We start from the raw sequence: 23,177 nt of genomic DNA on the forward strand, positions 1-23,177 counted from the left end.
CTGCCTTTGCGTAAATCCTGAGCGAATCCTTCCGTTTTTCAGGCCCGAACGGCTTGACCTCCCAAGAGGTTTGCTCCCACACTCCGGGCACTAGACGGGGAACCCGAACAGGGGAAATCCCTATCGGGTCGCAAACCGATCCAAGAGGGATCGGACAACAGGAAGAGGTAAAAAATGAACAAAACCGTAATTCTCGGCGCGTTGACCTTTGCCGGTCTGGCGGCTGGAGCCGCCAGCGCGGGCACGCTCGACGACGTCAAGGCACGCGGCAAGCTGAACTGCGGTGTCACCACCGGCCTGACGGGCTTTGCCGCTCCGGATGCGAACGGTGTGTGGCAGGGTTTCGACGTCGGCATCTGCCGCGCCGTCGCCGCTGCCGTCTTCGGCGATCCGATGGCAGTGGAATTCGTTCCCACCACCGGCCAGACCCGTTTCACCGCGCTGGCCTCGGGCGAAATCGACCTGCTGGCCCGCAACACCACCTGGACCTTCTCGCGCGATGTCGACCTCAAGTTCGAATTCGTCGGCGTGAACTACTATGACGGTCAGGGCTTCATGGTGCCCAAGGCACTGGGCGTGTCCTCGGCCAAGGAACTCGACGGCGCGACCGTCTGCATCCAGACCGGCACCACGACCGAGCTCAACCTCGCTGACTTCTTCCGCGTGAACAACATCAGCTACGAGCCCGTGCCGATCGAAACCAACGCCGAAGCGCAGCAGCAGTACCTTGCCGGTGCCTGCGACGTCTACACCACCGACGCATCGGGCCTCGCCGCCACCCGCGCCACCTTCGAAGCGCCGGGCGATCACGTGATCCTGCCGGAAATCATCTCCAAGGAGCCGCTGGCACCGCTCGTCCGTCATGGCGATAGCGAATGGGCCGACGTGGCACGCTGGACGATCAACGCGCTGATCGCGGCCGAAGAATACGGCATCACCTCGGCCAACATCGCCGAGCTGTCGGCAGCGGCCGGTGACAATCCCGAAATCAACCGCATCCTCGGCACCGAAGGCGAACTGGGCGCGATGCTCGGTCTCGACGCCGGCTGGGCCAAGAACGCCATCATGGCGGGCGGCAACTACGGTGAACTGTTCGAGAAGAACATCGGCGAGAACACCCCGATCGGCCTGTCGCGCGGCCTGAACGCGCAGTGGACCGATGGCGGCCTGCTCTACAGCCCGCCGTTCCGCTAAGACCTGACAGGGCGAGGGGCGCGAGGGGACATCCCCCGCGCCCCTTTCCACCTCAAGACGACAAACGCCTACCAAAACAGACAGAGTTTCCGAGTGAGGGCAGGACGCCGGGCAAACCGGTGCGGGACCCTAGGAAGAACGGAAACCGCCGGGGAGAATAAAATGGCGACCTTGACGGACCCGCCGGAGCAGAGCTTCCGGCTTTCTCAGCTTATCTACGACACGCGCTACCGCTCGATGACGATCCAGATCGTCGCGATGATCATTCTGGCGCTGATGTTCTCGTGGCTGATCTCGAACACGATCGCGAACCTTGCCGCGCTGGGCAAGGATTTCGATTTCGGCTTCCTCTGGCAGCCTTCGGGATATGACATCAACCAGCGGCTGATCGAATACAACAGCCAGATGACCCACGGCCGCGCGGCGCTGGTCGGCATCCTCAACACGCTGCTGGTGGCGGTGCTGGGTTGCGCGCTGGCCACCATCCTCGGGGTGATTGCCGGGGTTCTGCGCCTCTCGAACAACTGGATCGTCTCGCGGCTGATGGCGGTCTACGTCGAGGGCTTCCGCAACGTTCCGCTGCTGCTCTGGATCATCCTGATCTTTGCGCTGATGACCGAATCCATGCCGGCCCCCAGCGCCTTCCGGGGCGAAGATGCGACCTCCTCGATGATTCTGGATGCCGTCGCCGTCACCAACCGCGGCGTCTATATCCCGTCGATCCAGTTCGCCAATCCGGTCTCCGAGAACGGCTTCTACAACTGGCTGCTGGTCATCGCCGTGCTGGTCGCGTCGATCTTCGGGATCCGGCGCCTCGCCCATGCCGCGGCGGTCAAGCAGGAGGCCACCGGCGTCCGCCCGACCACCTGGTACTTCACCCTCGGCCTGCTCGTCATCCCCGTCGGCATCGTCTTTGTCGTCATGGGTGCGCATCTCAACATGCCCGAACTCAAGGGCTTCAACTTTGCCGGCGGCACGCATCTGCGCAACTCGCTGATCGCGCTCTGGCTGGCGCTGTCGCTCTATACCGGCGCCTTCATCGCAGAGATCGTGCGGGGCGGTATCCTCGCCGTTTCCAAGGGCCAGACGGAAGCGGCCTTCGCGCTCGGACTGCGCCCCGGAACGACCATGAAACTGGTCATCCTGCCGCAGGCGCTGCGGGTCATCATCCCGCCGCTGATCTCGCAATTCCTGAACCTGACCAAGAACAGCTCGCTCGCCATCGCCGTCGGCTACATGGATGCGCGCTCGACCCTCGGGGGCATCACCATCAACCAGACCGGGCGCGAGCTGGAGGGCATCCTCCTCCTGGGCCTGTTCTACCTGGTGCTGAGCATCGTCATCTCCGGTGCGATGAACCTCTACAATTCCAGCGTCAAGCTGAAGGAGCGCTGAGCATGACCGGTCGAAAGGAGCGCAACTGATGTCCGACACACATGCACAGACAGTCCCCTTCGTGCGGGATTCCATGGTCGAACAGCGCGACCCGCCCATCGCCCAATCCGGTGCGATCAAATGGATGCGCGAGAACATGTTCTCGTCCTGGCTCAACATCATCCTGTCGGTGGTGTCGATCTGGGTGGTCTGGGTCATCCTCAGCCACGTCATTCCCTGGGCCGTCTTCGGCATCTGGGACGCGAGCAGCCTGGCCGAGTGCCGCGAGGTCCGCGACCGGATCTACGGCGAAGGCGCGTCGGTGGCGTGCTGGGCCGTGATCTCGGACCGCTGGTCGCAGCTGATGTTCGGCTTCTACCCGTCCGAACTCTACTGGCGCCCGGTGGTGGCCTTCGTGGTCTTCCTGATCGCCATCGCGCCGGTGCTGTTCTCGTCCCTGCCGCGCAAGATGATCTGGTTCTCGCTCGCCGCGCCGTTCCTGATCTTCTGGCTGATCTGGGGCGGGTCGATCTGGGCACCCATCGCGGTCGCGGCCGGGTTCGTCCTCGGCTGGGCGGTGATGACCTTTGCCGCCCCCGCCATCGGCGTGCTTCCGGCGGTGATCGGGGCGATCGTCGTGCCGGTGATCTACTGGCTCTTCATCGCCGGGCCGCTGGCCTCGACGCTGGCAGCCATCCTGCCCATCGGACTCGAATCGGTGCGCAGCAACGACATCGGCGGCTTCATGCTGGCGCTCATCATCGGTATCGCGGGTATCACCCTGTCGCTGCCGCTGGGCATCGTGCTGGCGCTGGGGCGTCAGTCGGACATGTTCATCATCAACAAGTGCTCGGTGATCTTCATCGAGGTGATCCGCGGCGTGCCGCTGATCGTCTGGCTGTTCACCGCCTCGCTGCTGCTGAACTACTTCCTGCCGCCGGGCACCAACTTCGACCTCATGCTGCGGGTCATCATCATGGTGACGCTGTTCTCCTCGGCCTATATCGCCGAGGTGGTCCGCGGGGGCCTTGCCGCGCTGCCCAAGGGGCAGTACGAGGCCGCCGACGCGCTGGGGCTGGATTACTGGAAATCCATGCGTCTCATCATCCTGCCGCAATCGCTCAAGATCGCGATTCCGGGGATCGTGAACACCTTCATCGGCCTGTTCAAGGACACGACGCTGGTGGTTCTGATCGGGATGCTGGACCCGCTGGGCTTTGCCAACACGATCCGCGCGACCACCGACTGGAACGGCATCTACTGGGAGCTGTTCGTCTTCATCGGCCTGATGTTCTTCATCTTCTGCTTCAGCATGGGCCGCTATTCCCTCTTCCTCGAGAAAAAGCTCCGTCGAGAGCACCGCTAAGGAGACCATCCATGTCCGAACTCGCAACAGATCGCGATATCGACCGCAGCCAGATGAAGGTCTCTGACGAGGTCGCCATCCAGATCACCAAGATGAACAAGTGGTACGGGACCTTTCACGTGCTGCGCGACATCGATCTGACCGTGCATCGCGGGGAACGTATCGTCATCGCCGGGCCTTCGGGCTCCGGCAAGTCGACGATGATCCGCTGCATCAACCGCCTGGAGGAACATCAGGCGGGCAGCATCATCGTCGACGGCACGGAGCTGTCCTCGGATCTCAAGAACATCGACAAGATCCGCTCCGAGGTCGGGATGTGCTTTCAGCACTTCAACCTCTTCCCGCATCTGACGATCCTCGAGAACTGCACCCTCGCGCCGATCTGGGTCCGCAAGGTTCCCAAGAAGGAAGCCGAGGCCACGGCCATGCACTTCCTCGAAAAGGTGAAGATCCCCGAGCAGGCCAACAAGTACCCCGGCCAGCTTTCCGGCGGTCAGCAGCAGCGCGTGGCCATCGCCCGCTCGCTCTGCATGAAGCCGCGGATCATGCTGTTCGACGAACCGACCTCGGCGCTCGACCCCGAGATGATCAAGGAGGTTCTCGACACCATGGTTGAGCTCGCCGAAGAGGGCATGACCATGCTCTGCGTGACCCACGAGATGGGCTTTGCCCAGGCTGTGGCGAACCGCGTGATCTTCATGGACGCGGGGCAGATCGTGGAACAGAACGAACCGAAGGAGTTCTTCAACAACCCGCAGCACGAGCGGACCAAGCTGTTCCTCAGCCAGATCCTGGGGCATTGACCCGTCGGGGCGTCAGGCCTCGATCAACTCGCGCGGAATGACGAAGGCTCGGGCAACCCCCGAGCCTTCTTTCATGTCGGCCCAGGTCTCGATGTCGAATTCGGCCACGAGGGTGGCGCCGGTAGGGTAGTCGCGGAAGCGGGGATGCTGGGGCGCGCGCGCGACGATCTCGTGCGCGAATTCGGCGATACCGGGATTGTGGGCGATCATCAGCACCGTGTCGCCATCCGCGTCCCGCAGGCTTTTCATCATCGCGACCGGTCCCGCGTGGTAGAGGCGATCCTCGAACCGTGTCGGGGCGTCGAGCGCCAGCGCCGCCAGCGTCTCGCGCGTACGTGTCGAGGTGGAGCAGAGCACTTCGTCCGGCAGCAGAGCCTGGGCCCGCAGCCAGTCCCCCAGCGCGGCGGCGCTTGCACGGCCGCGTTCATTCAGCGTGCGCGCGTGATCGGGGCCACCTGCGGTCCAGTCGGACTTGGCGTGGCGCATGAGAACGAGTCGTTTCATGCCGTTCCTCCCTGTGGTGGAGGCCAGCTTCCCATGAAGGCGGACATGTGGAAAGCCGCCTGTTGGTCGGTACGGCGCATGGCTGCCGAGGCCGGGCAGGCATGGCGCACGCGGCAGCCTCGGGTGCGGCAGACGCGCCCCTCCTCCGTGCGCAGAAAGCTCTGGCAGGTGGCGACGTCATAGACCTGTCCCGCCCGCATGGCGCCGACCGGGCAGGCGGTGGCACAGGGGCGCGGGCAAGCGGGGCAGGGGGACGGGGGCCGCGCGTCCGTCAGGGTTTCTTCTCCCGGCAGGACGATGGCCCCGCGGTAGCTTATCAGCAACCCGGCGGTGTCATGGACCAGCGGCCCGACCGGAGAGGGCCAGGCATTGCCTGCCGCCTGCGCCCAGTCGAGGAATGGCGGATAGGGCGGACCGTCCGAAGGAAACACCGCACGCCCGCCGAGCGGCGCGGCGATGGCGCGGATCACCCGCTTCGACCAGCGGTCGAGCGGATCGGCCCCCCCGTCGCCGTATTCGCCGGAAGCGGAAAACACCGCCCAGAAACCGGGTTCGTCCGGGCCGAGCAGCAGGATCGTGCAGCCGTCGTCATGCAGTGCGCCACGGATGACGAGGGACACCTCCCGCGCCGCCGTGGCCACGGCATCCCGCGCTGCGCTCAATCGCGGGCCTGAACCGGGGGCAGGTCCGCACGGCGGATCAGAGATCCGGCGCCGTGCTCGGTGAAGAGTTCCAGCAGACAGGCGTTCGGCACCCGTCCGTCGAGGATGACCACCGCGCGCACACCTTCCTCGACCGCCTTGAGGGCGGTTTCGGTCTTGGGGATCATGCCGCCCGCGATGGTGCCGTCGGCGATCATCGCGCGCACGTCCTCGGGGGTCATCTGGGTCACGATCTCGCCCGCCGCGTTCTTCACGCCGGAAACATCCGTCAGCAGCAGAAGGCGGTCGGCCTTGAGCGCGCCGGCCAGCGCACCGGCGGCGGTGTCGCCGTTGACGTTGAAGGTTTCCAAGTAATCCATGCCCGTCGCCACCGGGGCTACCACGGGAATGATCCCGGCCGTGAACAGGTCGCGCAGCACCTGCACGTTGCATTCCACCGGCTTTCCGACAAAGCCGAGTTCGGGGTCGTCCGCCTCGCAGACGATGAGATCGTCGTCCTTGCCCGAAAGCCCGACGGCGCGGCCCCCTTCATCCATGATCGCCTGAACGATGCGCTTGTTGACGAGTCCGGTCAGCACCATTTCGACCACCTCGACGGTGGCCTGATCGGTCACGCGCTTGCCGCGCACGAAGCGGCTCTCGATCCCCAGCTTCTTGAGCATGTTGTTGATCATCGGGCCGCCGCCGTGCACCACGACCGGGTTGACCCCGACCTGCCGCATCAGCACGACGTCGCGCGCGAATTCCGCCATGGCATCGGCATCGCCCATGGCATTGCCGCCGAATTTCACCACCACGACCGCGCCGGTGTATCGCTGCATGTAGGGCAGGGCTTCGTTGAGCGTGCGGGCGGTGGCGATCCAGTCTCGATTCATCGTCTGCTTCTTCATTGCGGTGAAAATTCCCTGGGGTCAGGTGTTCCTGGTCTTCCTGAATGGGAGATTGCCTTTCAGGACGCAAGCCGTTTCGTCGACAAATGGGGCGACCGCCGCCGGGGGCAACGAATTTTCGACGAAAATCCGGAGTCAGGCGAGGGTGGCGATGATGGCGCGCAGGGTGGCGATGCCTTCGCCCTTTTCAGAACTGGTGAGCACCAGTTCGGGATAGGCGGCCGGGTGACGGGCAAGTTTTTCCCGCACCTGAGCAAGCACCTTGTCCCGTTCGGTGACCTTGATCTTGTCAACCTTGGTCAGCACCGCCTGGAAGGTCACGGCAGAGCGGTCGAGCAGGGTCATGATCTCTTCGTCCACCGCCTTGATGCCGTGCCGGGCGTCGATCAGCACGAAGGCGCGGCGCAACGAGGCGCGGCCCGAAAGATACTGTTTCAGCAGCCGCTGCCATTTCTCGACCACGGCCACCGGCGCATTGGCAAAGCCGTAGCCGGGAAGGTCGACGAGATAGCGGCTTTCGCCGAGCGAGAAATAGTTGATCTCCTGCGTCCGGCCCGGCGTGTTGGACGCCCGCGCGAGGCCCTTGCGGCAGGTCAGCGCGTTGATGAGGCTCGACTTGCCCACGTTCGAGCGGCCGGCAAAGCAGACCTCGGCCCGGTCGTCCGGCGGCAGGCCGTCCATCGCCACGACGCCCTTCAGGAATTCGACATCGCCGACGAACAGCTTGCGCGCGGCTTCGACGGTGGCTTCGTCGGGATCTTCTGCCAGGGGAAAGGGAAGCGTGGTCATATCAGGGTCACCGGAGTGTCTGTGGTCAGGAAGCCGCCGCTGCGCACAGTCGCATAGACGCCGAAATCGCGGTGCCCCCGGGTGTCTTCGAGCGCCCGGAGGATATTGGCGTCGCGCAGCCCGGTTGCCGGGTTCGCCTCGGTCGCGCGGCAGCGTTCGATGCGGTCCGTCACCGCGAGGCGGATGTCGCCGATGGCCAGTTCGCGGCCGATCCAGTCGAACTCCTCCCGGGGGGCGAGGCCGTCGAGAACCAGATTGCCGCGAAACCGTCCGATGTCCAGCACCTGTCCCACCGCCTCGCCGAGTTCCGCAAGGCTCGCCCGGTTCAGGATCGCCAGCTGCGCCGCACCGTTGTCGGCCATGCCCTGTGGCGGGGCCTGCACCAGCCGGCGCGGGGCCGGCCGGTCGGCGGGCCAGAGCGGCAGGACCCAGTCGATCAGCGCCGCTTCGTCCTCGAGGGGCGAAATCTCGATACGCGGGCGGTCGGGGTGGCTGAGGGCGATCCGGCCGTGCGCGAGGGTTTCGGCACTGATCCGGGCCAGCCGCGGTCCCGAGGCCACCACAAGAAAATTCCGGCGCGGTTGCCAGCCCTCGGCATCTGCGGCGTTGTCGTGCAGCAGCGCCCAGGCCCGGTCGCCGGGCAGGGGCCGCCCGGCGTCCAGCGTCACGGAGTTCAGAGCCTCCCGCCCGATCCCCTTGATCGGGTGGCGCCAGATCTCCGCGACGCGTGCCGTCATTTCTTGCCCGGAGCGGGCTTTTCGGCCTTGGACTTGCGCTTGAACGTCGACTTGATGTTGCCGAAGACGTCCGGTTTGAACCCCTGGCTGCGCATGATGATGTACTGCTGGGTGAAGGTGATCGTGTTGTTGGTGATCCAGTAGAGCACCAGGCCGCTGGCGAAACCGCCGAGCATGAACATGAACACCCAGGGCATCCAGGCAAAGATCATCTGCTGCGTCGGATCGGTCGGTGCAGGGTTCAGCTTCTGCTGGAGGAACATCGAAATGCCGAGCAGCAGCGGAAGAATCCCGATGAAGACCAGCGCCAGGGTCGAGCCGGGATCGGGCGCGGCCCAGGGCAGCAGGCCGAACAGGTTGAACAGGGAGGTCGGATCGGGCTGGGAGAGATCCTGGAACGGGCCGAACCAGGCCGCCTGCCGCAGCTCGAAGGTCACGAAGATCACCTTGTAGAGCGAGAAGAAAATCGGAATCTGCAGCAGGATGGGCAGACAGCCCGAGGCGGGGTTGACCTTTTCCCGCTTGTAGAGCGCCATCATTTCCTGCTGCATCTTCTGGCGGTCGTCGCCCGCGCGTTCCTTGAGCTTCTCCATCTCCGGCTGCAATTCCTTCATCTTCGCCATGGAGACGTAGGATTTGTAGGCCAGCGGGAAGAGCAGAGCCTTGAGGAATATGGTCAGCGCGATGATCGACCAGCCCATGTTGCCGATCAGCTGGTGCAGGTGGTGCAGCACCCAGAAGATCGGCTTGGTCAGGAAGAAGAACCAGCCCCAGTCGATGCTGTCGATGAACCTGTCGACGCCTGCGGCCTGGTAGTCGCGGATGGTTTCCCATTCCTTGGCACCGGCAAAGAGTTGCGTCGTGACCTCGGCCGAGGCGCCGGGTTCGATCGTCATCGTCGGCAGGACGGCCTCGGTCTGGTAGATGTCGCGCGCCTCGTCGTACTTGGCGACCTGCTTGAAGGCGGCGCCCGGAGCGGGGATCAGCGTGGTCATCCAGTAGTGATCGGTGAAGCCGACCCAGCCGTTCGACGTCACCTGGGTTACATCGGCGCGCGTGCCCTCGCTCGGCACGACATCCATGTCCACCATGTCGCCGTAGTCGATCTCGGCCAGCTTGCCGTCGGCCATGGCGACGACACCCTCGTGCAGGACGAAGAATTTCTTGCGATCCGCCGGCTCGCCGTGGCGGGCGATGATGCCGTAGGGGGCGGCCTTGATCTGGGCCGAACCGGTGTTCTCGATCGACTGCTTGACGGAGAACATGAAGTTTTCGTCGACGGAAATGGTGCGGCGGAAGATCAGGCCGGCGGGGCTTTCCCAGCGCAGCACGACCGGGGTTTCGGTGGTGAGGGTCCGACCGCTCTCGACCTGCCATTCGGTGTTGGCACCCGGCACTTCGCTCGGGGAAAGTCCGGCGCCCGGCGCCCAGCCGTAGAGGGCGTAATAGGCGTGTTCGGTGCCGACGGGCTCGAGCACGTCGACGATGGGCGAGGTCGGATCGAGGGTCTCGCGATAGTCCTTGAGTTTCAGCTCGTCGATGCGCCCGCCGGTGAGAGAGATCGAACCCTGCATGCGCACGGTGTCGATCGGCAGACGCGGGGCGGTCGCGGCCTCGACCGGCTGGCCGTTTGTCCCGGTCGCGGCGCTCTGCGGCGCGGTGCCGGGAACGGAGGCGACGGGCGCGCCGGTCTCGGTCGACGCGGCCGGAACGGCCGTATCTTCGACAGGCTTGTCGGGTGGCGGGAACAGCAGGAACCAGGCGAGAATCACGACAAAGCTCAGCGCGGTTGCGATAAGCAGGTTCTTGTTCTGATCGTCCATGGGGGACTGCCACCTGTCCTTAGAAAGTCATCGCCGGGTTCAACAGCCCGCACCCCCGAAGGTCAAGCCGATTCAGCCCCGCAACCCGGTTTTGTGACCATTTGAGCCAAATATCTCCAAGTTTCCCGAGGCCGGTGGAGACGAAACCCTCCTGCATCGCACGGCAGTGCCGGTGGCGCTCAAACAGCCTGCCGAACGGGGCCCTGAAGGGGTGGGCCGTGGTGGGGGGCGATCCCGTTCTTCGGGGCGGTTCCGGCCGCGTCTTCGGCGAAGGAACGCGGCGGCCGCATCGGCGGATCGGGCGCCGGACTGGCGGCTCAACCGGTGCTGCGACCGAGGTTCTGGGCCTCTGCGATGCGGGCGGTATGGGCGCGGGCCCAGTCGGCGACCTTTTCCAGCGGCAGCGGGCGGGCGATGCCGAAGCCCTGAACGTGATCGCAGCCGAGCTGCGCCAGCAGGGCATGTTCGCCGACGCTTTCCACGCCCTCCGCGAGGGTCTCGAGGCCGAGCCGATCCGCGAGCCCGAGAATGGCTGCCAGCATGCGGCGCTGTTCCTCGTCACGGTCGACATGCGAGACGAAGCTGCGGTCGATCTTCAGCCGGTTGACGGGGAACCGGCGCAAGGCCGTGATTGAGGCGTGGCCGGTTCCGAAGTCGTCGAGGTCGATATGGCAGCCGAGATCGGAGAGTTCCATGATGTTGCGCGCAACCACGCCTTCGGGCGAATCCGCGATCACCGTTTCCAGTACCTCGATCCCCAATCGGCCGGGCATGAGGCCGAAGCGGTCCAGTTCCCATTTGATCCGCTCGACCAGTTGGGGGTTGCGCAGCTCCGTACCGGAAAAGTTCACGCTGATGCGGGGGATGTCGATCCCGGCTTCGTCCCATCCGCGCAGGGCGGTAAGGCTGTGCTGGAGGACGACCTCTCCCAGGCGGTCCATCTGTCCGGCCTCCTCCAGCGCGCCGAGAAACTGACCGGGCGGGATGATGCCGCGCTCCGGATGGATCCAGCGAGCCAACGCCTCCACGCCGCTGATCTTGCCGGTGGAGGTGCAGATCTGCGGTTGGAACCAGGGCTGGATCTGGCCGCGGGCAAGGGCGCGGTCGATCTCGCCCAGAAGCGACAGTCGGGCGGAGCGTTCCGCGCGCATGCTGTCGGACCAGGCGCGGATGGCCGAGGGGCCGTTTGCCATCGCCTCCGACAGGGCGGTTTGGGCGGCATCGACAAGCCGCGACCCGGTCGCATCCGTCACGGAGGCGGGCACCGCGTGAAAGCCGAGGCTGACCGACAGGAAATGCGTGCCGGTCCCGGTCTCGAGCGGTTCTTCGAGGCCGCGCTGAAACCGGGCGGCCAGCGTCAGCATGGTTTCGAGATCGTGGCGCAGGGAGGGGCCGAGCAGCACAATGAATCGCGAATCCCCGACGCGGACGGCGGAATCGTCGCGCCGGAGCATCCCGCGCAGGCGGCCGAGAATCATGTCGCGCAGCACTTCCACGGAGTCGTTGCCGGAGCGTCGCCCGATGGTGTCGAGCCCCTCCGCCTCGATCATGAAACAGGCGGTCGAGAGATTGGCCGTTCTGGCGCGCTCGACCACCTGCTCTGCCATCGCCTGCGCCGAGGAAATGTCGACAAGGTCGGAGGACAGGGGCAGCCGGGCGAGGTGCTCGGCGCGATGCACGCCATGGGGATAGACCACGGAATAGATCGCGGGCAGGCCGAGTGCGACAGCGACGAGGACTGCCTCCCCCCCCAGCCAGAAGCCGGCGAGCGAAAGCGCGGGCAGGAAGGCCAGCATATGTGGTCCCTGCACCCATTTGCCGAATGAGGCACGCAGGGTGCCACGCCCCGTAAGTCGCCGGAATTTCATGGCGCCGTCCCGTTCGCAGTTTCCGATGGCGATCAGGACTAGAGCAACGACATGACTCGAAACTTAACGCAGAACGGGAATTTCCCCGTCGGGATCGCTCGCCCCTAGACTGAGTTCCGAAAAGTCGAACAACTTCGGGTCGAGCATATGCGAGGGCCGGATATTCGTCAGCGCGCGGAACATCACCTGCCGGCGGCCGGGGCTGTTGCGCTCCCAGCCGTCGAGGATCTGCTTGACCTGCTGGCGCTGCAACCCGTCCTGGGACCCGCAGAGATCGCAGGGAATGATCGGATAACGCATTGCGGTCGCGAACTTTTCGCAATCGACCTCGGCGACGTGGGCAAGCGGGCGATAGACGAAAAGGTCGCCCTCCTCGTTGACCAGCTTCGGCGGCATGGTGGCGAGCCGGCCACCGTGAAACAAATTCATGAAAAATGTTTCCAGAATATCGTCGCGATGATGGCCGAGCACCACGGCCGTGCAGCCCTCTTCGCGCGCGACCCGGTAGAGATTGCCGCGTCGCAGACGCGAGCAAAGCGCGCAGAACGTCCGGCCCTGCGGAACCTTGTCGACGACGATCGAATAGGTGTCCTGGTATTCGATCCGATGCGGAACGCCCATCTTTTCAAGGAATTCCGGCAGGACCGTCGCGGGAAACCCCGGCTGACCCTGATCGAGGTTGCAGGCCAGAAGCTCCACCGGGAGCAGCCCGCGCCACTTCAGCTCGTGCAGGACCGCCAAAAGCGTGTAGCTGTCCTTGCCGCCCGAAAGGCAGACCAGCCATTTGCCGCCCGGTTCGACCATCCTGTACTGGTCGATTGCCTCGCGGACATGCTGCACGATTCGCTTGCGCAACTTCTTGAATTCGGTGCTTTTCGGAGCGCCGTAGAACAGCGGGTGGATGTCGTCGGGATCATCGAGCATGGGATCGGCCTAGGGCAGGACGGTGGTTCGGGCAAGATCAGTCGGGAACATTGTCGATCCCGGACCCGCCCATCGGATGACAGCGCAGAATGCGCCGCGCGGCAAGCCAGCCTCCCCGCAGCGCGCCGTGTTTCTCGAGCGCTTCGAGCGCATAGGCGGAACAGGTGGGCTGAAAGCGGCACCCATGTCCGACCCAGGGCGACCAGAGCAGGCGGTAGGTCCGCACCGGCAGGGCAAGGATATGGGCGAGGGGGCTCACGAATCCGGGCCGTGCAGCTTGCGCAGCGCCCCGGCGAAATCCCCCTGCAGCAGGGCGAACGGCCGGGCGGCGGTCTGCTCGGCCCGCCCGATCAGGACGTAATCCCATCCCGGCCGCCCGATGTCGGGCAGGGCCAGACGCGCCACTTCGCGCAACCGGCGCTTTGCACGGTTGCGCGCGACGGCATTGCCGACCTTCTTCGAGCAGGTGAAGCCGACGCGGACGGCCGGATCTCCATCGTCCCGAAACCGGGCCTGAACCAGCATCGCCCCCGCCGGCTGGCGCCGGGCACGGGCCGCCGCCAGGAAGTCGGCGCGCTTGCGCAAGGTGATCACCGCTGACCCCCGGACAAGATCAAGGGCCGCTTCGGACGTATCCGAAACGGCCCTGTCGAGATCTCGGCTCACCCGCTCCGCCATGGGGCAGAGCGCGCGGCTCAGGCGCTCAGGCTCTTGCGGCCGCGTGCGCGGCGCGCGTTCAGGACCTTGCGGCCTGCTTTGGTCGCCATACGGGCGCGGAAGCCGTGGCGGCGCTTGCGAACCAGGTTCGAAGGCTGGAAGGTGCGTTTCATCGCGCTCTACTCCGTTCTCGGGCGCCGGAGCGGTTCCGGCGGTCAGGGGTGCGGCACGAGCGACGGATTCGCCGGGCCGGGGCTATTCGAAGCCCGGTCTATAGGGAGGTGACCGGGCCATGTCAAACCTCTATCCGGGGGAATCTGCAACATTTCCGGCCGCGCCCCGGAGGCGGATTGTTACAGGCGGCGCCCGATCCCCGCAGAGGGGGCCCGTAGCGGTCACCTCGGATCAAGGCAACGTGAGGGGGCTGTCGCGGCGGGGCTGTCCGGCGCATCCTGTGGCATCGCCCCGCCCCCGGACCCAAGATCGGACCACCACCATGGCAGATGCCGCCACACCGGGCCTCGCCCGACACATCCCGCTGCTGACGATTCTCGTCGTCGCGGCCGTCGGGTTCTTTACCCTGCGCGACTACCTGAGTTTCGAAACCCTGCGGGAGAATCGCGAGTCGCTGCTGGCGCTGCGGGACAGTCATTTCCTCCTGATGGCGGCGGGGTTCGTGGGGCTCTACGTGCTGATCGTCGCGTTTTCCCTGCCGGGGGCGGCGGTCGCCTCGGTCACCGGGGGGTTCCTGTTCGGGCTGACCGCCGGAACCGCCCTCAACGTGCTCTCGGCAACGGTCGGCGCGGTGGCGATCTTTCTCGCCGCCCGCGCCGGGCTGGGGCGCACCCTGGCCGCGCGGCTCGATTCGTCGGACGGCACGCTGCGCCGCCTGCGGGAACGTCTGCGGGAAAACGAGGTCAGCGTGATGTTCCTGCTGCGCCTCATCCCCGCGGTGCCGTTCTTCGTCGCCAATCTCCTGCCGGCACTGGTCGGGGTGGGGCTGTGGAACTTCACCTGGACCACGGCGCTGGGAATCATCCCCGGTGCGCTGGTCTTCACCTCGATCGGCGTCGGGGTCGGCGACGTCTTCGACCGGGGCGAACAGCCGGACCTGTCGCTGCTCTGGTCGCCGGAGGTTCTTCTGCCGCTTCTGGGACTGGCGGCGCTCGCGGCACTTCCGCTTGTCATCAAGGCCCTGCGCGGCCGGAAGGAGATCTGATGGACCGGATCAAGACCGACCTGCTCGTCATCGGTGCGGGCTCCGGAGGGCTCTCCGTCGCGGCGGGAGCGGCGCAGATGGGGGCGGATGTGGTGCTGCTGGAGCGTCACCTGATGGGCGGCGACTGCCTCAACTACGGCTGCGTGCCGTCCAAGGCGCTGATCGCGGCGGCGCACCGGGCGCATGACATGACCCGGGCGTCGGCCTTCGGCGTGGCGGATGTCACCCCCGTGGTCGACTACGCCGCGGTGCAGGCGCATGTGGCCGGGGCCATCGCCCGCATCGTCCCCGTCGACAGCCAGGAACGGTTCGAGGGCTTCGGCGTCCGGGTGATCCGCGACAGCGGCACTTTCGTCTCCCCGACCGAGGTCGAGGCGGGCAGCCACCGGATCACCGCGCGCCGCATCGTCGTGGCGACCGGGTCGTCGCCCTTCGTGCCGCCGATTCCCGGGCTCGCGGACACGCCCTTTCTCACCAACGAGACCCTCTGGGATCTGCGTACCCTGCCGGAGCATCTGCTGGTCATCGGCGGCGGTCCCATCGGGATGGAGATGGCGCAGGCGCACCGCCGCCTCGGTTCGCGGGTCACGGTGATCGAGGCCGGCAAGGCGCTGGGCCGCGAGGACCCGGAGATCGCCGCCTTCGCGCTAGACGCCCTGCGCGCGGAGGGTGTCGAGATCGCCGAGGAGACCGCCGCCAGCCATGTCCGCGGCCGCGACGGCGCCATCGAGGTGGAGACCAAGGGCGGGACGACCTATCGCGGCTCGCATCTGCTCGTGGCGGTCGGCCGGACGCCCAACATCGACGGCCTCGGTCTGGAGGTGGCGGGAATCGAGACGACAAGGGCCGGGATCAAGGTCGATGCCGGGCTGCGCAGCACCAATCGCCGGGTCTATGCCGTCGGAGACGTGGCGGGGCAGGGGCAGTTCACCCACCTCGCCGGGTATCACGCCGGGCTGGTGATCCGGAACGCCCTGTTCGGGCTGCCGGTGAAGACCCGCCCGGACATCATCCCCCGCGCGACCTACACCCGTCCGGAACTGGCCCAGGTCGGCCTGACCGAATCCGAGGCCCGCGAGATCCACGGCGACAAGGTAGAGGTGGTCCGCCAGGGCTGGGAGCACAACGACCGCGCCATCGCGGAGCGCGAAACCGAAGGTCTGCTGAAGATCATGGTGGTCAAGGGACGGCCCGTCGGCGCCTCCATCGCCGGGGCGCAGGCCGGGGAGATCGTCAACACCTGGGCGCTTGCGCTCTCTGCCGGTCTCAAGATGGGCCAGATCGCAGGTATGGTTTCCCCCTATCCGACAATCGGGGAACTTAACAAACGCGCCGCAGGAACTTACTTCTCTCCCAGATTGTTCGATAACAATACGGTGAAGACCGTGGTCAGGCTGGTGCAACGCTGGCTGCCCTGAGATCCGAGAGTACTGCAAAGGCGTCATGCTGAATTCGCTGTCCGGCCGTTTCCTCATCCTCACGAGCGTTTTCGTGATGCTGGCGGAGGTTTTGATCTTCCTGCCCTCCGTCGCCCGATACCGGGAGGATTACCTTCTGGATCACCTGGAACGGGCCCAGATCGCCTCGCTCGCGCTGCTCGCGGACGTGGTGCTCGACCCTGCGCTGGAGCAGGAGCTTCTCGACAATGCGGGGGTCTACAACGTCGCCCTGCAACGCAATTCGGCGCGCGAACTGATGCTGTCCTCGCCGATGCCGGGTCCGGTCGACACCACCTATGATCTGCGCCGCGCCGGGGCATGGGTTCTGATCCGCGACGCGGTGGTGCGGCTGGTCGACACGCAGCCGCGCCTCATCCGCGTCGTCGGCTATCCCACCCGCGACGGCGGCCAGCTCATCGAGATCACCATGGACAGCGCCCCGCTGCGGGTCGCGATGATCGACTACGGGCTGCGGATCCTGCTGCTCTCCGCGGTCATCTCGGTCATCACCGCCTGCATGCTGTTCTTTGCGGTCCGCCGTTTTCTCGTCCGCCCGATCAAGAGCGTCGTCTCCCAGATGCAGAGCTTTGCCGAGGCGCCCGAGGATGCGCGCCGCATCATCACCCCCACCGCCGGGATCACCGAACTGCGCGAGGCCGAGGAGGCGCTGAAGTCGCTCGAAACCCAGCTCGCCCAGAGTTTGCGTCAGAAGGAGCGGTTGGCGCAGCTCGGCGGCGCCGTGGCGCGCGTCAGCCACGACCTGCGCAACATCCTGACATCGGCGCAACTGTTCACCGACCGGATCGAGATGTCCGAGGATCCGACCGTCAAGCGCATGGCGCCGAAACTCGTCGGCTCCATCACCCGCGCGGTGTCGCTGTGCGAAAGCACGCTCGCCTTCGGCAAGGCAGAGGAACCGGCCCCGGTGCTGACCCAGTTCAACCTCGCCAATCTCGTCAATGAGGTGCTCGAGGCCGAGCGCCTCGCCATCGGCGACCACGACGTGAGCCTGTCCGAAGACATTCCGGCCTCCATGCAGATGCGCGGCGATCCGGAGCAGATCTACCGCGTCGTGGCCAACCTCGTGCGCAACGCGCGTCAGGCCATCACCGGCACGGCCGGGGGCGGCGAGATCAGCGTCGCCGCCTGGGCGGAAGAGGACGAATGGCGCATCGAGGTGGCCGATACCGGCCCCGGCCTGCCCCCCAAGGCGCGCGAACACCTGTTCCAGCCCTTCCAGGGCGGCGCGCGCAAGGGCGGAACCGGGCTCGGCCTTGCCATCGTGGCCGAACTGGTTCGCCATCACGGCGGCACCCTCTGCCTGAAACGCAGCGGTCCCGAGGGAACCTGTTTCGAAATCCGCCTGCCGATGGGGGATGTCGGCTGAGGCGAAAATTCTTCGCCGATTGCCCTTGCATTGCCGCGCGGGTGAGTCTAAATCCCGCCTCCACGGACCGATAGCTCAGCTGGATAGAGTACTTGACTACGAATCAAGGGGTCGGGGGTTCGAATCCTCCTCGGTCCGCCACCCTCACCGGGTGCCCTTGATTTCAATGGAAAAATCATCAGATTTGGAACTTGGTTCTGGAGCAGTTGGAACTTCTGTTCCGCGAATGATCCGTTTCAAGTCCGCCGACTTGCTATAGCGCGCTGCCTCCGACTCGGTCTCGTGGCCGAGAACCGCCATGCGCTGTTCCGCCGTCGCGCCGTTTTCCTTGAACACGCTGGCCCGGTGCTTCCTGATGCCGTGAGCAGACAGATGGGGCAGACCGGCCTCCGTGCATGCCCGGCTGAACCATTGCGCTGCTGCCTTGCGCGACCGGGGGGCTCCTGCTGCAGTAACCATGTACGTCATGTGGCGCGGTGCCAGCGCGAGGCAGCGTGCGAGGTTGTCGTCAGCTTCGAACCACGCCGGTGCTGACGCGGTAACCGGAGAGGTTGCCTCGCTTCCGCTCTTCTGTCGCTTGTAGGTTATCCAGCCGTCCTTGACCATGCCTGGTCCGAGGTGGCATGCGTCTCCGATGCTGGCGCAGGTCCGGTACATAAGCTCGAAGGCCGGCCGCTGCGCCGTGTCGTGGGGCCAGCGCGCCCGGAAGGCGGCAACGTCCTCCCGAGTCCATGCCGTGTGTCCGTCGCTTTCCGGTGTCTTGTGTCGCCGAACATCGCGGGCCGGGTCTACGTCGATCAAGCCCACTTCCACACACCAGCGCCCGAAAGCACGCCAGACCTTGAGCCGGTTGTTTGCCGGGTGCGGAGGCAAACGGGCGAGGTCCTGGCGGATGTGCCGCGAGCGCAGATCGGCAAGTCGCCCTTTTCCCCCACGCGCCTCCATGTCCTCAAGCATCCGCCGCCACACGGCCCGCGTTGAACGTGCGAGGCTCAGGAAGTGGTCGGAGGCCATGTAGGCCCGCAGCGCCGCGCCTATGGTTCCTGTGGCGTGCCTTGCGGTCGGTGGCGCCTTAGAGCCATCGTGGGCTCGCAGGAGCACGTTGTATGCGTCCAACCAGTCGGGATGGTTGGCTGGCAGGTCTGGCAGCGGCTTACCCTTCTGACCCTTGGGGCGGAAGTACCATCGGGGGTTGCCACTGGGCCAGAGAGCGGATTGGTTCAGGTGCTTCAAACGGATGCGTCCCCGAATAACCCGTCGCACGAGTTCCCCTCGCTTTCTGATGAAGTAGCTTCCGTAGCACGGCCAATTCTGTAAACCCGGGCACCAACTTCGATGGTGATGGGAACGCCTGCAGCCCGCGCTACGAACGCCGCCTCTTGGAGCCACTTCGGGGCTCCTGACGTACGCGTACCGGGGACGTTAGCCATGCTGCAACGTCCGTTTCGGCTGATCTTCGGTCTTCTCCCCCACTGCGATGTGCTGGGGGGTGATAGGCCTGCGCTTGGACCTGTTGGTGTTGCTCATGTCGTTGTCTCCGGTGGTGGAACAACATTGACATAGCGGCCCGTCGGACCCTGCATCAGTGCTTCAGGTCCGATGCCCCAGGGGTATAGATACGATTGTCGGCCCGCCGGGAGAGGATGTGATCGACGACATCGGGGACAGGGTGTTCACCGGCGATGAGGAACGCCTTGGCGATTTCAATCTGCCGGAACTCGTCTTCGAGATGGTCTTCGTTCAGGTCGTCGTAGTGGAGGTCCAGCTCCGTCGCGAGGTGGCAGGCGAGCTTGGAGATAAGGTCCAGGGCGTTGTGAAGGCTGGTCATTGGGTCACCTATGGTTTTGTCAGGGGAGGGGACGCTGGCGGCGAGAGCGCGGGCCAGGTGTCAAAGGGTGAAAGCTGACTGGATGTATAGGTGACTGCCGAGGTGTGTAGCACAGATCCGAATCAGCCGTGAATCCCAAAAATGAGGATGGCAAGAAAAAAATGTTGTGCGGCGTTCCGGGGAGGGCAGGGGCGAAGAGCGGGGTACCAGGGCCTCCGGCCGAGGGCCTGCCGGATTTTTCCGTCCTCGCGGTCCTTGAGGCCGAGCGCGCGCTCAGGGGACCACGCAGGCAGGCTCAAGGGGGGTAGACGATTTTTGCAGGGAAGATCAGGACTTGACGCTAAATAGAGTCAGGCACAATCGGGGTGGAGAGCCAATTTCCCCGGATTTCATCAGTGGATAGGCTCGACCGAGCCCTGAGACCCGTGCCCGACGCCATCGGCCCAGGTACAGTCATGCATGTCCACGCGGACGGGGCGGTGACAGGGGCTCCCAAGCTTCGCGGTGCGCCACACGCCTTCAAATGTGGCTGCTGGTGGCCTGGGCGCCTGAGTGCAAGAGGGTTGTCACGTTTCCGCCGGTGTGTCCGGTTGGGCTCCCGGCGTGACGAAGAGGAAGGGGCGGTCGGTTTCTGTCGAAGCGGCATGGACGAACTCGCGCCCGCTGACACCTCCGTCGATCAGCATCTGTGCCAGGGCCGCCTGCTGGCCGAGGCTTTCCACCGTGCCTCCGATACCGTCTGCGATCCGGTCAAGGTTCCGGGCCGCCTCACGCCTGAGGGCTACGGAGGTGGTCAGGTCGGATGCAGAGGCAGCCACTAGGCGCGCCAGCGAGTCCGGGTTGAGATCACGCAGCCGCTCCAGGTTTTCGACCTGGTATCCTGAGGCGTAGTCCCGGGCATGGGCCAAGTCCTCGGAGACCAGGAGCGCACGCACCTCGGCGTCTTCGCATAGGCGCAACGCGGAACTCAGGGTCCAGATCAGATCGAGGTGCTCCATCGATAGCGAGGCGGCCTTGCCGGGGAGCATGGCTTCCCGCAGCAAGTCAGAGAGGGCGCTGACATGTGTCGAGAGCTGCCGTTGCAGGCTGCTGGCCAAAGCCAGGTGGTCGTTGCGGGTGGCGACGCTGTCCAGGTCCTTGAGCGCCGAGCGTATGTCGCCGAACAACCGGCGAAGCTCCGTTTCCCGTATCATCTTGCCGATCTCGCGGACGTCTTCCCGCAGCGCCCCGATGTGGCGCTCGATGGCGTTCAGGCGCATGTTCATCATCGCGAAGCCCGCCACCGAAACCCCGATGCCGATGCCCGAGAGCGCCAGGTTGACGAACTGCAGGTTCTGCATCAGGGCCATGCCCTGCTGAAGCTGCCCGAGGGTGGATTTGATCTGTTCGTTCTGGATGGCGCTGATCACGCCAAGGGGCGCAAAACCGCCCTGTGCTGCAGTGCCGCCAACCTGGGCCATGGCCTGCAGGAATCCCCGGGTCTGTTGAACGTGGCCCAGGATCTGCCCCGTCGAGACATCCTTGATGATTGCTCCGACCAGCTGAGCCTGACCGGACGTGACCAGTGCCTGAAGGGCAGCGGGGATGGCATAGAGAAGCGGCATCAAGTGATTTCCAGTTGGGCTTCAAGGGTGCGCAGGGCGGCAGCCTGCAGATCTGTAACGAGGCTACGTTCGCCCGCGGCCAGTCCGTACCCAAAGACGGCGGTGCGAACACGGCTCTGGAGACGGGTTACGAGGTGGACACGGTTGCGATCCGCCAAGCGGTCGATGACCCGGCTGCCGGTCAAGGTCGCCACGGCAAGGCCCGCACCTCCCGCTGCAAGGATGGGCCAGGAAATGCTCGCGCTGGAGAAAACGAAAAAAGAAGTCGTTGTCACGGTTGCCAGGCCGAGGACAGAGGGGATGGCGGCCAGCGAGGCGGCCAGCACTCCGGCTGTCGCTAGGGCAGGAAGGGCAGCCCGCAAGGCGTCCTTGCTGGTTCCTTTCTCGGTGAGGGCTGCCGTCAGTTCGCCGACCTCCTGTTTAAACTGCACCTCCACGCTGGTGGCAAGCTTGTGTGCCCAAGGTTCAAAGATGGTCTTCCACACTGGGTCGATCCGAACCTGTGCCTTACCGGCGGCAAGAGAGGACATCTCGGAGACCGTCCTTTCGATTTCGGCCATGAGGTCGGGCAGAGCGTCTTCCACCTGCTCGGAAATCCGGGCGAACTGGGCCTGTTTCCATCGGATCAGCTGGAGTTCGGTAGCGGTGTCGAGGCGCGGCGGGAGCTGTGAAACGGTCATGCGATCTTCCTGACCAATGTATGAGGGGCATTTCTTCTCCCGTATGCGGGGTGCTTCGCAAGATGTTTGGTGTGCTTTTTGTGCCCGATGGAGCCGCCTGTGTCTTGGCTGCCCCGATGCCCAAAATTCTGCTTGGGAGCATGGTCCGGTGCCGAGGCCTAGCTACGTCGGTCTGCCTACCCGAAGCAGCCTTCAGCCCACTCAACGTAGTCCTGCTCCGCGTCGGCGGGGGCCAGACCGCGATGGGCAAGCCAGGACCGGCTGAACTCCCAGGCGGGGCGGCCTGTGAGCCACTGGAGGACCTCATCCATCCTGTAGAAGCACTTGTGACCTTCCCGGGGGCGGGCATGCCGGTACGGCGGTCCGAGGTCACGGACCCGCCAGTTGGCGAGGACCTGGACCGAGACGCCCAGTACCTTGGATAGCTCGCGGGTGGTCAGCAGGCGCCAAATCGGGTCGGGGTTGGACATGGCTTCGCTGGCGAGGCACTCTGCGCGGTCGGCCAGGAGGTGTTTGAGATTCTGCATGGTGCTTCGCTCCAGACACGGGAACCGTCGCCTGATCGCTGGGATGCGATCAGGTTCCGGTGGTCCAGTAAGACCCGGCTCGTTCCATTGACCCTTCAGCAGGGGGCACCAACTTCGGCCTCCTGCAAGGTGAGGGAATGAGCATCGAAATGTCGCTTGAGGTTTCGATAGAGGGTTGAGCGTGGCACACGGAGGAGTTTTGCTACGATCTCGATGGAGTGCTCACCAGTTGCAAGGAGTTCGCGAGCCTTGTCGAGGTAGCCGTCAGGCAGCTTCTTCCGTTTGGTGGGCGCTTTGGTCCACCGATAGATTGTGGACAAGGAGATCCCCATCTGCTCGGCGACGGTCTTGCGGGGGACGCCCTTGTTCCACACCTGATCGCACGCTTGACGCATTACCGGGTTCTGTTCGCGATGTCGGTGTTTGACCGGGATGTAGGGCAGAGCCTCTTTGTACTCATGTGCGGTGATGTTTGGAAATCTTCCGGCCAAAGCCAGTTTGGCAGGGTTGCGCCAACGACGGAGCGTAGCGTCGGATGGAGGCTTGCCCTTCCAGTGACCACCAATGGCGGCGAGAAAGAGGTCGCGTCGGGCAGGATCATTCACGACCTTGCGCGCCGCCTTGATATAGGGGAGCCTGGAGTTTACGGCTTCGGTCTCGATGAGGGTAACGATGTGATCTTTGGCGTTCATGATGCTCGGTATCTTGGTGTTTTCGAGCATTTTGCCAGTGGAGAGGAGCTATATGCCCCTGGGGTATAGAACGGTGTGAGGTGCCCCTAGTTTTCTAGACACCTGCCTCTTTCGGTTTCTGCTGTCTGATCTCGAAATCAACGGGCGACAGCATGCCGTTGTTCGTGTGCTTGCGCTTCGGATTGTAGAACATCTCTATGTACTCGAACA

The 23,177-nt window shown here is 64.9% G+C and carries 24 protein-coding genes and 1 tRNA gene; 8 read left to right on the top strand and 17 right to left on the bottom strand.

Going from position 1 to position 23,177, the window contains the following annotated elements; translation table 11 throughout:
• The first annotated feature begins 174 nt into the window (after positions 1-174).
• The 4 genes from ACN0RJ_RS22400 (at position 175) to ACN0RJ_RS22415 (ending at position 4,737) form a co-directional block, all read left to right on the top strand.
• Entirely contained in the window at positions 175-1,194 is a 1,020-nt protein-coding gene (locus tag ACN0RJ_RS22400) for an amino acid ABC transporter substrate-binding protein (RefSeq protein ID WP_417722193.1), read from the top strand.
• A gap of 162 nt (positions 1,195-1,356) precedes the next feature.
• Positions 1,357-2,589 (top strand): amino acid ABC transporter permease, encoded by a 1,233-nt coding sequence (locus ACN0RJ_RS22405; protein WP_417725722.1) that lies wholly within the window; start codon positions 1,357-1,359, stop codon positions 2,587-2,589.
• 28 nt (positions 2,590-2,617) lie between these two features.
• Positions 2,618-3,934 (top strand): amino acid ABC transporter permease, encoded by a 1,317-nt coding sequence (locus ACN0RJ_RS22410; RefSeq protein WP_417722195.1) that lies wholly within the window; start codon positions 2,618-2,620, stop codon positions 3,932-3,934.
• 11 nt (positions 3,935-3,945) lie between these two features.
• Positions 3,946-4,737 carry an amino acid ABC transporter ATP-binding protein gene (locus tag ACN0RJ_RS22415; protein WP_417722196.1) on the top strand — a complete coding sequence of 264 codons (792 nt, stop codon included), beginning with the start codon at positions 3,946-3,948 and terminating at the stop codon, positions 4,735-4,737.
• A gap of 12 nt (positions 4,738-4,749) precedes the next feature.
• Here ACN0RJ_RS22415 and ACN0RJ_RS22420 read toward each other — a convergent pair whose 3' ends face one another.
• The 11 genes from ACN0RJ_RS22420 to rpmH form a co-directional block, all read right to left on the bottom strand.
• On the bottom strand, positions 4,750-5,241 hold the full coding sequence (locus ACN0RJ_RS22420; RefSeq protein WP_417725723.1) for a SixA phosphatase family protein: 492 nt from the start codon (positions 5,239-5,241) through the stop codon (positions 4,750-4,752).
• Positions 5,238-5,903 carry a ferredoxin gene (locus ACN0RJ_RS22425; protein WP_417725724.1) on the bottom strand — a complete coding sequence of 222 codons (666 nt, stop codon included), beginning with the start codon at positions 5,901-5,903 and terminating at the stop codon, positions 5,238-5,240. Before ACN0RJ_RS22425 ends, ACN0RJ_RS22420 begins: the two co-directional genes overlap by 4 nt.
• On the bottom strand, positions 5,900-6,793 hold the full coding sequence (argB, locus tag ACN0RJ_RS22430) for an acetylglutamate kinase (protein WP_417725725.1): 894 nt from the start codon (positions 6,791-6,793) through the stop codon (positions 5,900-5,902). Before argB ends, ACN0RJ_RS22425 begins: the two co-directional genes overlap by 4 nt.
• Before the next feature lie 135 nt (positions 6,794-6,928).
• Complete coding sequence (yihA, locus tag ACN0RJ_RS22435) at positions 6,929-7,582, bottom strand: ribosome biogenesis GTP-binding protein YihA/YsxC (protein ID WP_417725726.1); 654 nt, start codon at positions 7,580-7,582, stop codon at positions 6,929-6,931.
• The gene (locus tag ACN0RJ_RS22440) at positions 7,579-8,319 is read right to left on the bottom strand and encodes an MOSC domain-containing protein (RefSeq protein WP_417725727.1); all 741 of its coding nucleotides are present in this window, start codon (positions 8,317-8,319) and stop codon (positions 7,579-7,581) included. The genes yihA and ACN0RJ_RS22440 overlap by 4 nt, the downstream gene beginning before the upstream one ends.
• Positions 8,316-10,142 (bottom strand): membrane protein insertase YidC, encoded by a 1,827-nt coding sequence (gene yidC / locus ACN0RJ_RS22445; protein WP_417722202.1) that lies wholly within the window; start codon positions 10,140-10,142, stop codon positions 8,316-8,318. The genes ACN0RJ_RS22440 and yidC overlap by 4 nt, the downstream gene beginning before the upstream one ends.
• A 317-nt stretch (positions 10,143-10,459) precedes the next feature.
• Positions 10,460-11,938 (bottom strand): putative bifunctional diguanylate cyclase/phosphodiesterase, encoded by a 1,479-nt coding sequence (locus ACN0RJ_RS22450; protein WP_417725728.1) that lies wholly within the window; start codon positions 11,936-11,938, stop codon positions 10,460-10,462.
• A 135-nt stretch (positions 11,939-12,073) separates the two neighbouring features.
• Positions 12,074-12,934, bottom strand: coding sequence for a tRNA 2-thiocytidine(32) synthetase TtcA (gene ttcA, locus ACN0RJ_RS22455; RefSeq protein ID WP_417725729.1), 861 nt, complete (start codon positions 12,932-12,934; stop codon positions 12,074-12,076).
• 37 nt (positions 12,935-12,971) lie between these two features.
• On the bottom strand, positions 12,972-13,193 hold the full coding sequence (yidD, locus tag ACN0RJ_RS22460) for a membrane protein insertion efficiency factor YidD (protein ID WP_417722205.1): 222 nt from the start codon (positions 13,191-13,193) through the stop codon (positions 12,972-12,974).
• Positions 13,190-13,528: a ribonuclease P protein component gene (gene rnpA / locus ACN0RJ_RS22465; protein WP_417725730.1), complete on the bottom strand. Its 339-nt coding sequence runs from the start codon at positions 13,526-13,528 to the stop codon at positions 13,190-13,192. The genes yidD and rnpA overlap by 4 nt, the downstream gene beginning before the upstream one ends.
• 101 nt (positions 13,529-13,629) lie before the next feature.
• Entirely contained in the window at positions 13,630-13,764 is a 135-nt protein-coding gene (gene rpmH / locus ACN0RJ_RS22470; RefSeq protein WP_028092427.1) for a 50S ribosomal protein L34, read from the bottom strand.
• A gap of 323 nt (positions 13,765-14,087) precedes the next feature.
• Here rpmH and ACN0RJ_RS22475 point away from each other — a divergent pair, with 323 nt between their 5' ends.
• The 4 genes from ACN0RJ_RS22475 to ACN0RJ_RS22490 all read left to right on the top strand — a co-directional run bounded on the left by ACN0RJ_RS22475 (position 14,088) and on the right by ACN0RJ_RS22490 (position 17,777).
• On the top strand, positions 14,088-14,810 hold the full coding sequence (locus ACN0RJ_RS22475) for a TVP38/TMEM64 family protein (RefSeq protein WP_417722207.1): 723 nt from the start codon (positions 14,088-14,090) through the stop codon (positions 14,808-14,810).
• A complete protein-coding gene (locus tag ACN0RJ_RS22480) occupies positions 14,810-16,228 on the top strand; it encodes a dihydrolipoyl dehydrogenase family protein (protein WP_417725731.1) in 1,419 nt (472 codons plus the stop codon). Before ACN0RJ_RS22475 ends, ACN0RJ_RS22480 begins: the two co-directional genes overlap by 1 nt.
• Positions 16,229-16,253: 25 nt before the next feature.
• Positions 16,254-17,636, top strand: a complete 1,383-nt coding sequence (locus ACN0RJ_RS22485; protein WP_417722209.1) for a sensor histidine kinase — start codon at positions 16,254-16,256, stop codon at positions 17,634-17,636.
• 64 nt (positions 17,637-17,700) lie between these two features.
• Positions 17,701-17,777 (top strand) — tRNA-Arg (locus ACN0RJ_RS22490).
• 3 nt (positions 17,778-17,780) lie between these two features.
• Here ACN0RJ_RS22490 and ACN0RJ_RS22495 read toward each other — a convergent pair.
• The 6 genes from ACN0RJ_RS22495 to ACN0RJ_RS22520 all read right to left on the bottom strand — a co-directional run bounded on the left by ACN0RJ_RS22495 (position 17,781) and on the right by ACN0RJ_RS22520 (position 22,997).
• On the bottom strand, positions 17,781-18,650 hold the full coding sequence (locus tag ACN0RJ_RS22495) for a tyrosine-type recombinase/integrase (RefSeq protein ID WP_417725732.1): 870 nt from the start codon (positions 18,648-18,650) through the stop codon (positions 17,781-17,783).
• A 568-nt stretch (positions 18,651-19,218) separates the two neighbouring features.
• Positions 19,219-19,464, bottom strand: a complete 246-nt coding sequence (locus ACN0RJ_RS22500) for a hypothetical protein (RefSeq protein ID WP_417725733.1) — start codon at positions 19,462-19,464, stop codon at positions 19,219-19,221.
• A gap of 566 nt (positions 19,465-20,030) precedes the next feature.
• Positions 20,031-21,068, bottom strand: a complete 1,038-nt coding sequence (locus ACN0RJ_RS22505) for a hypothetical protein (protein ID WP_417725734.1) — start codon at positions 21,066-21,068, stop codon at positions 20,031-20,033.
• Positions 21,068-21,748 (bottom strand): hypothetical protein, encoded by a 681-nt coding sequence (locus tag ACN0RJ_RS22510; protein WP_417725735.1) that lies wholly within the window; start codon positions 21,746-21,748, stop codon positions 21,068-21,070. Before ACN0RJ_RS22510 ends, ACN0RJ_RS22505 begins: the two co-directional genes overlap by 1 nt.
• A 176-nt stretch (positions 21,749-21,924) precedes the next feature.
• On the bottom strand, positions 21,925-22,275 hold the full coding sequence (locus tag ACN0RJ_RS22515) for a helix-turn-helix transcriptional regulator (protein WP_417725736.1): 351 nt from the start codon (positions 22,273-22,275) through the stop codon (positions 21,925-21,927).
• A 95-nt stretch (positions 22,276-22,370) separates the two neighbouring features.
• Positions 22,371-22,997: a hypothetical protein gene (locus tag ACN0RJ_RS22520; RefSeq protein ID WP_417725737.1), complete on the bottom strand. Its 627-nt coding sequence runs from the start codon at positions 22,995-22,997 to the stop codon at positions 22,371-22,373.
• Between the last annotated feature and the right edge of the window lie 180 nt (positions 22,998-23,177).

Origin of the sequence: Salipiger sp., assembly GCF_048261495.1 — a bacterium.
In the GTDB taxonomy this organism is placed as follows: domain Bacteria; phylum Pseudomonadota; class Alphaproteobacteria; order Rhodobacterales; family Rhodobacteraceae; genus Salipiger.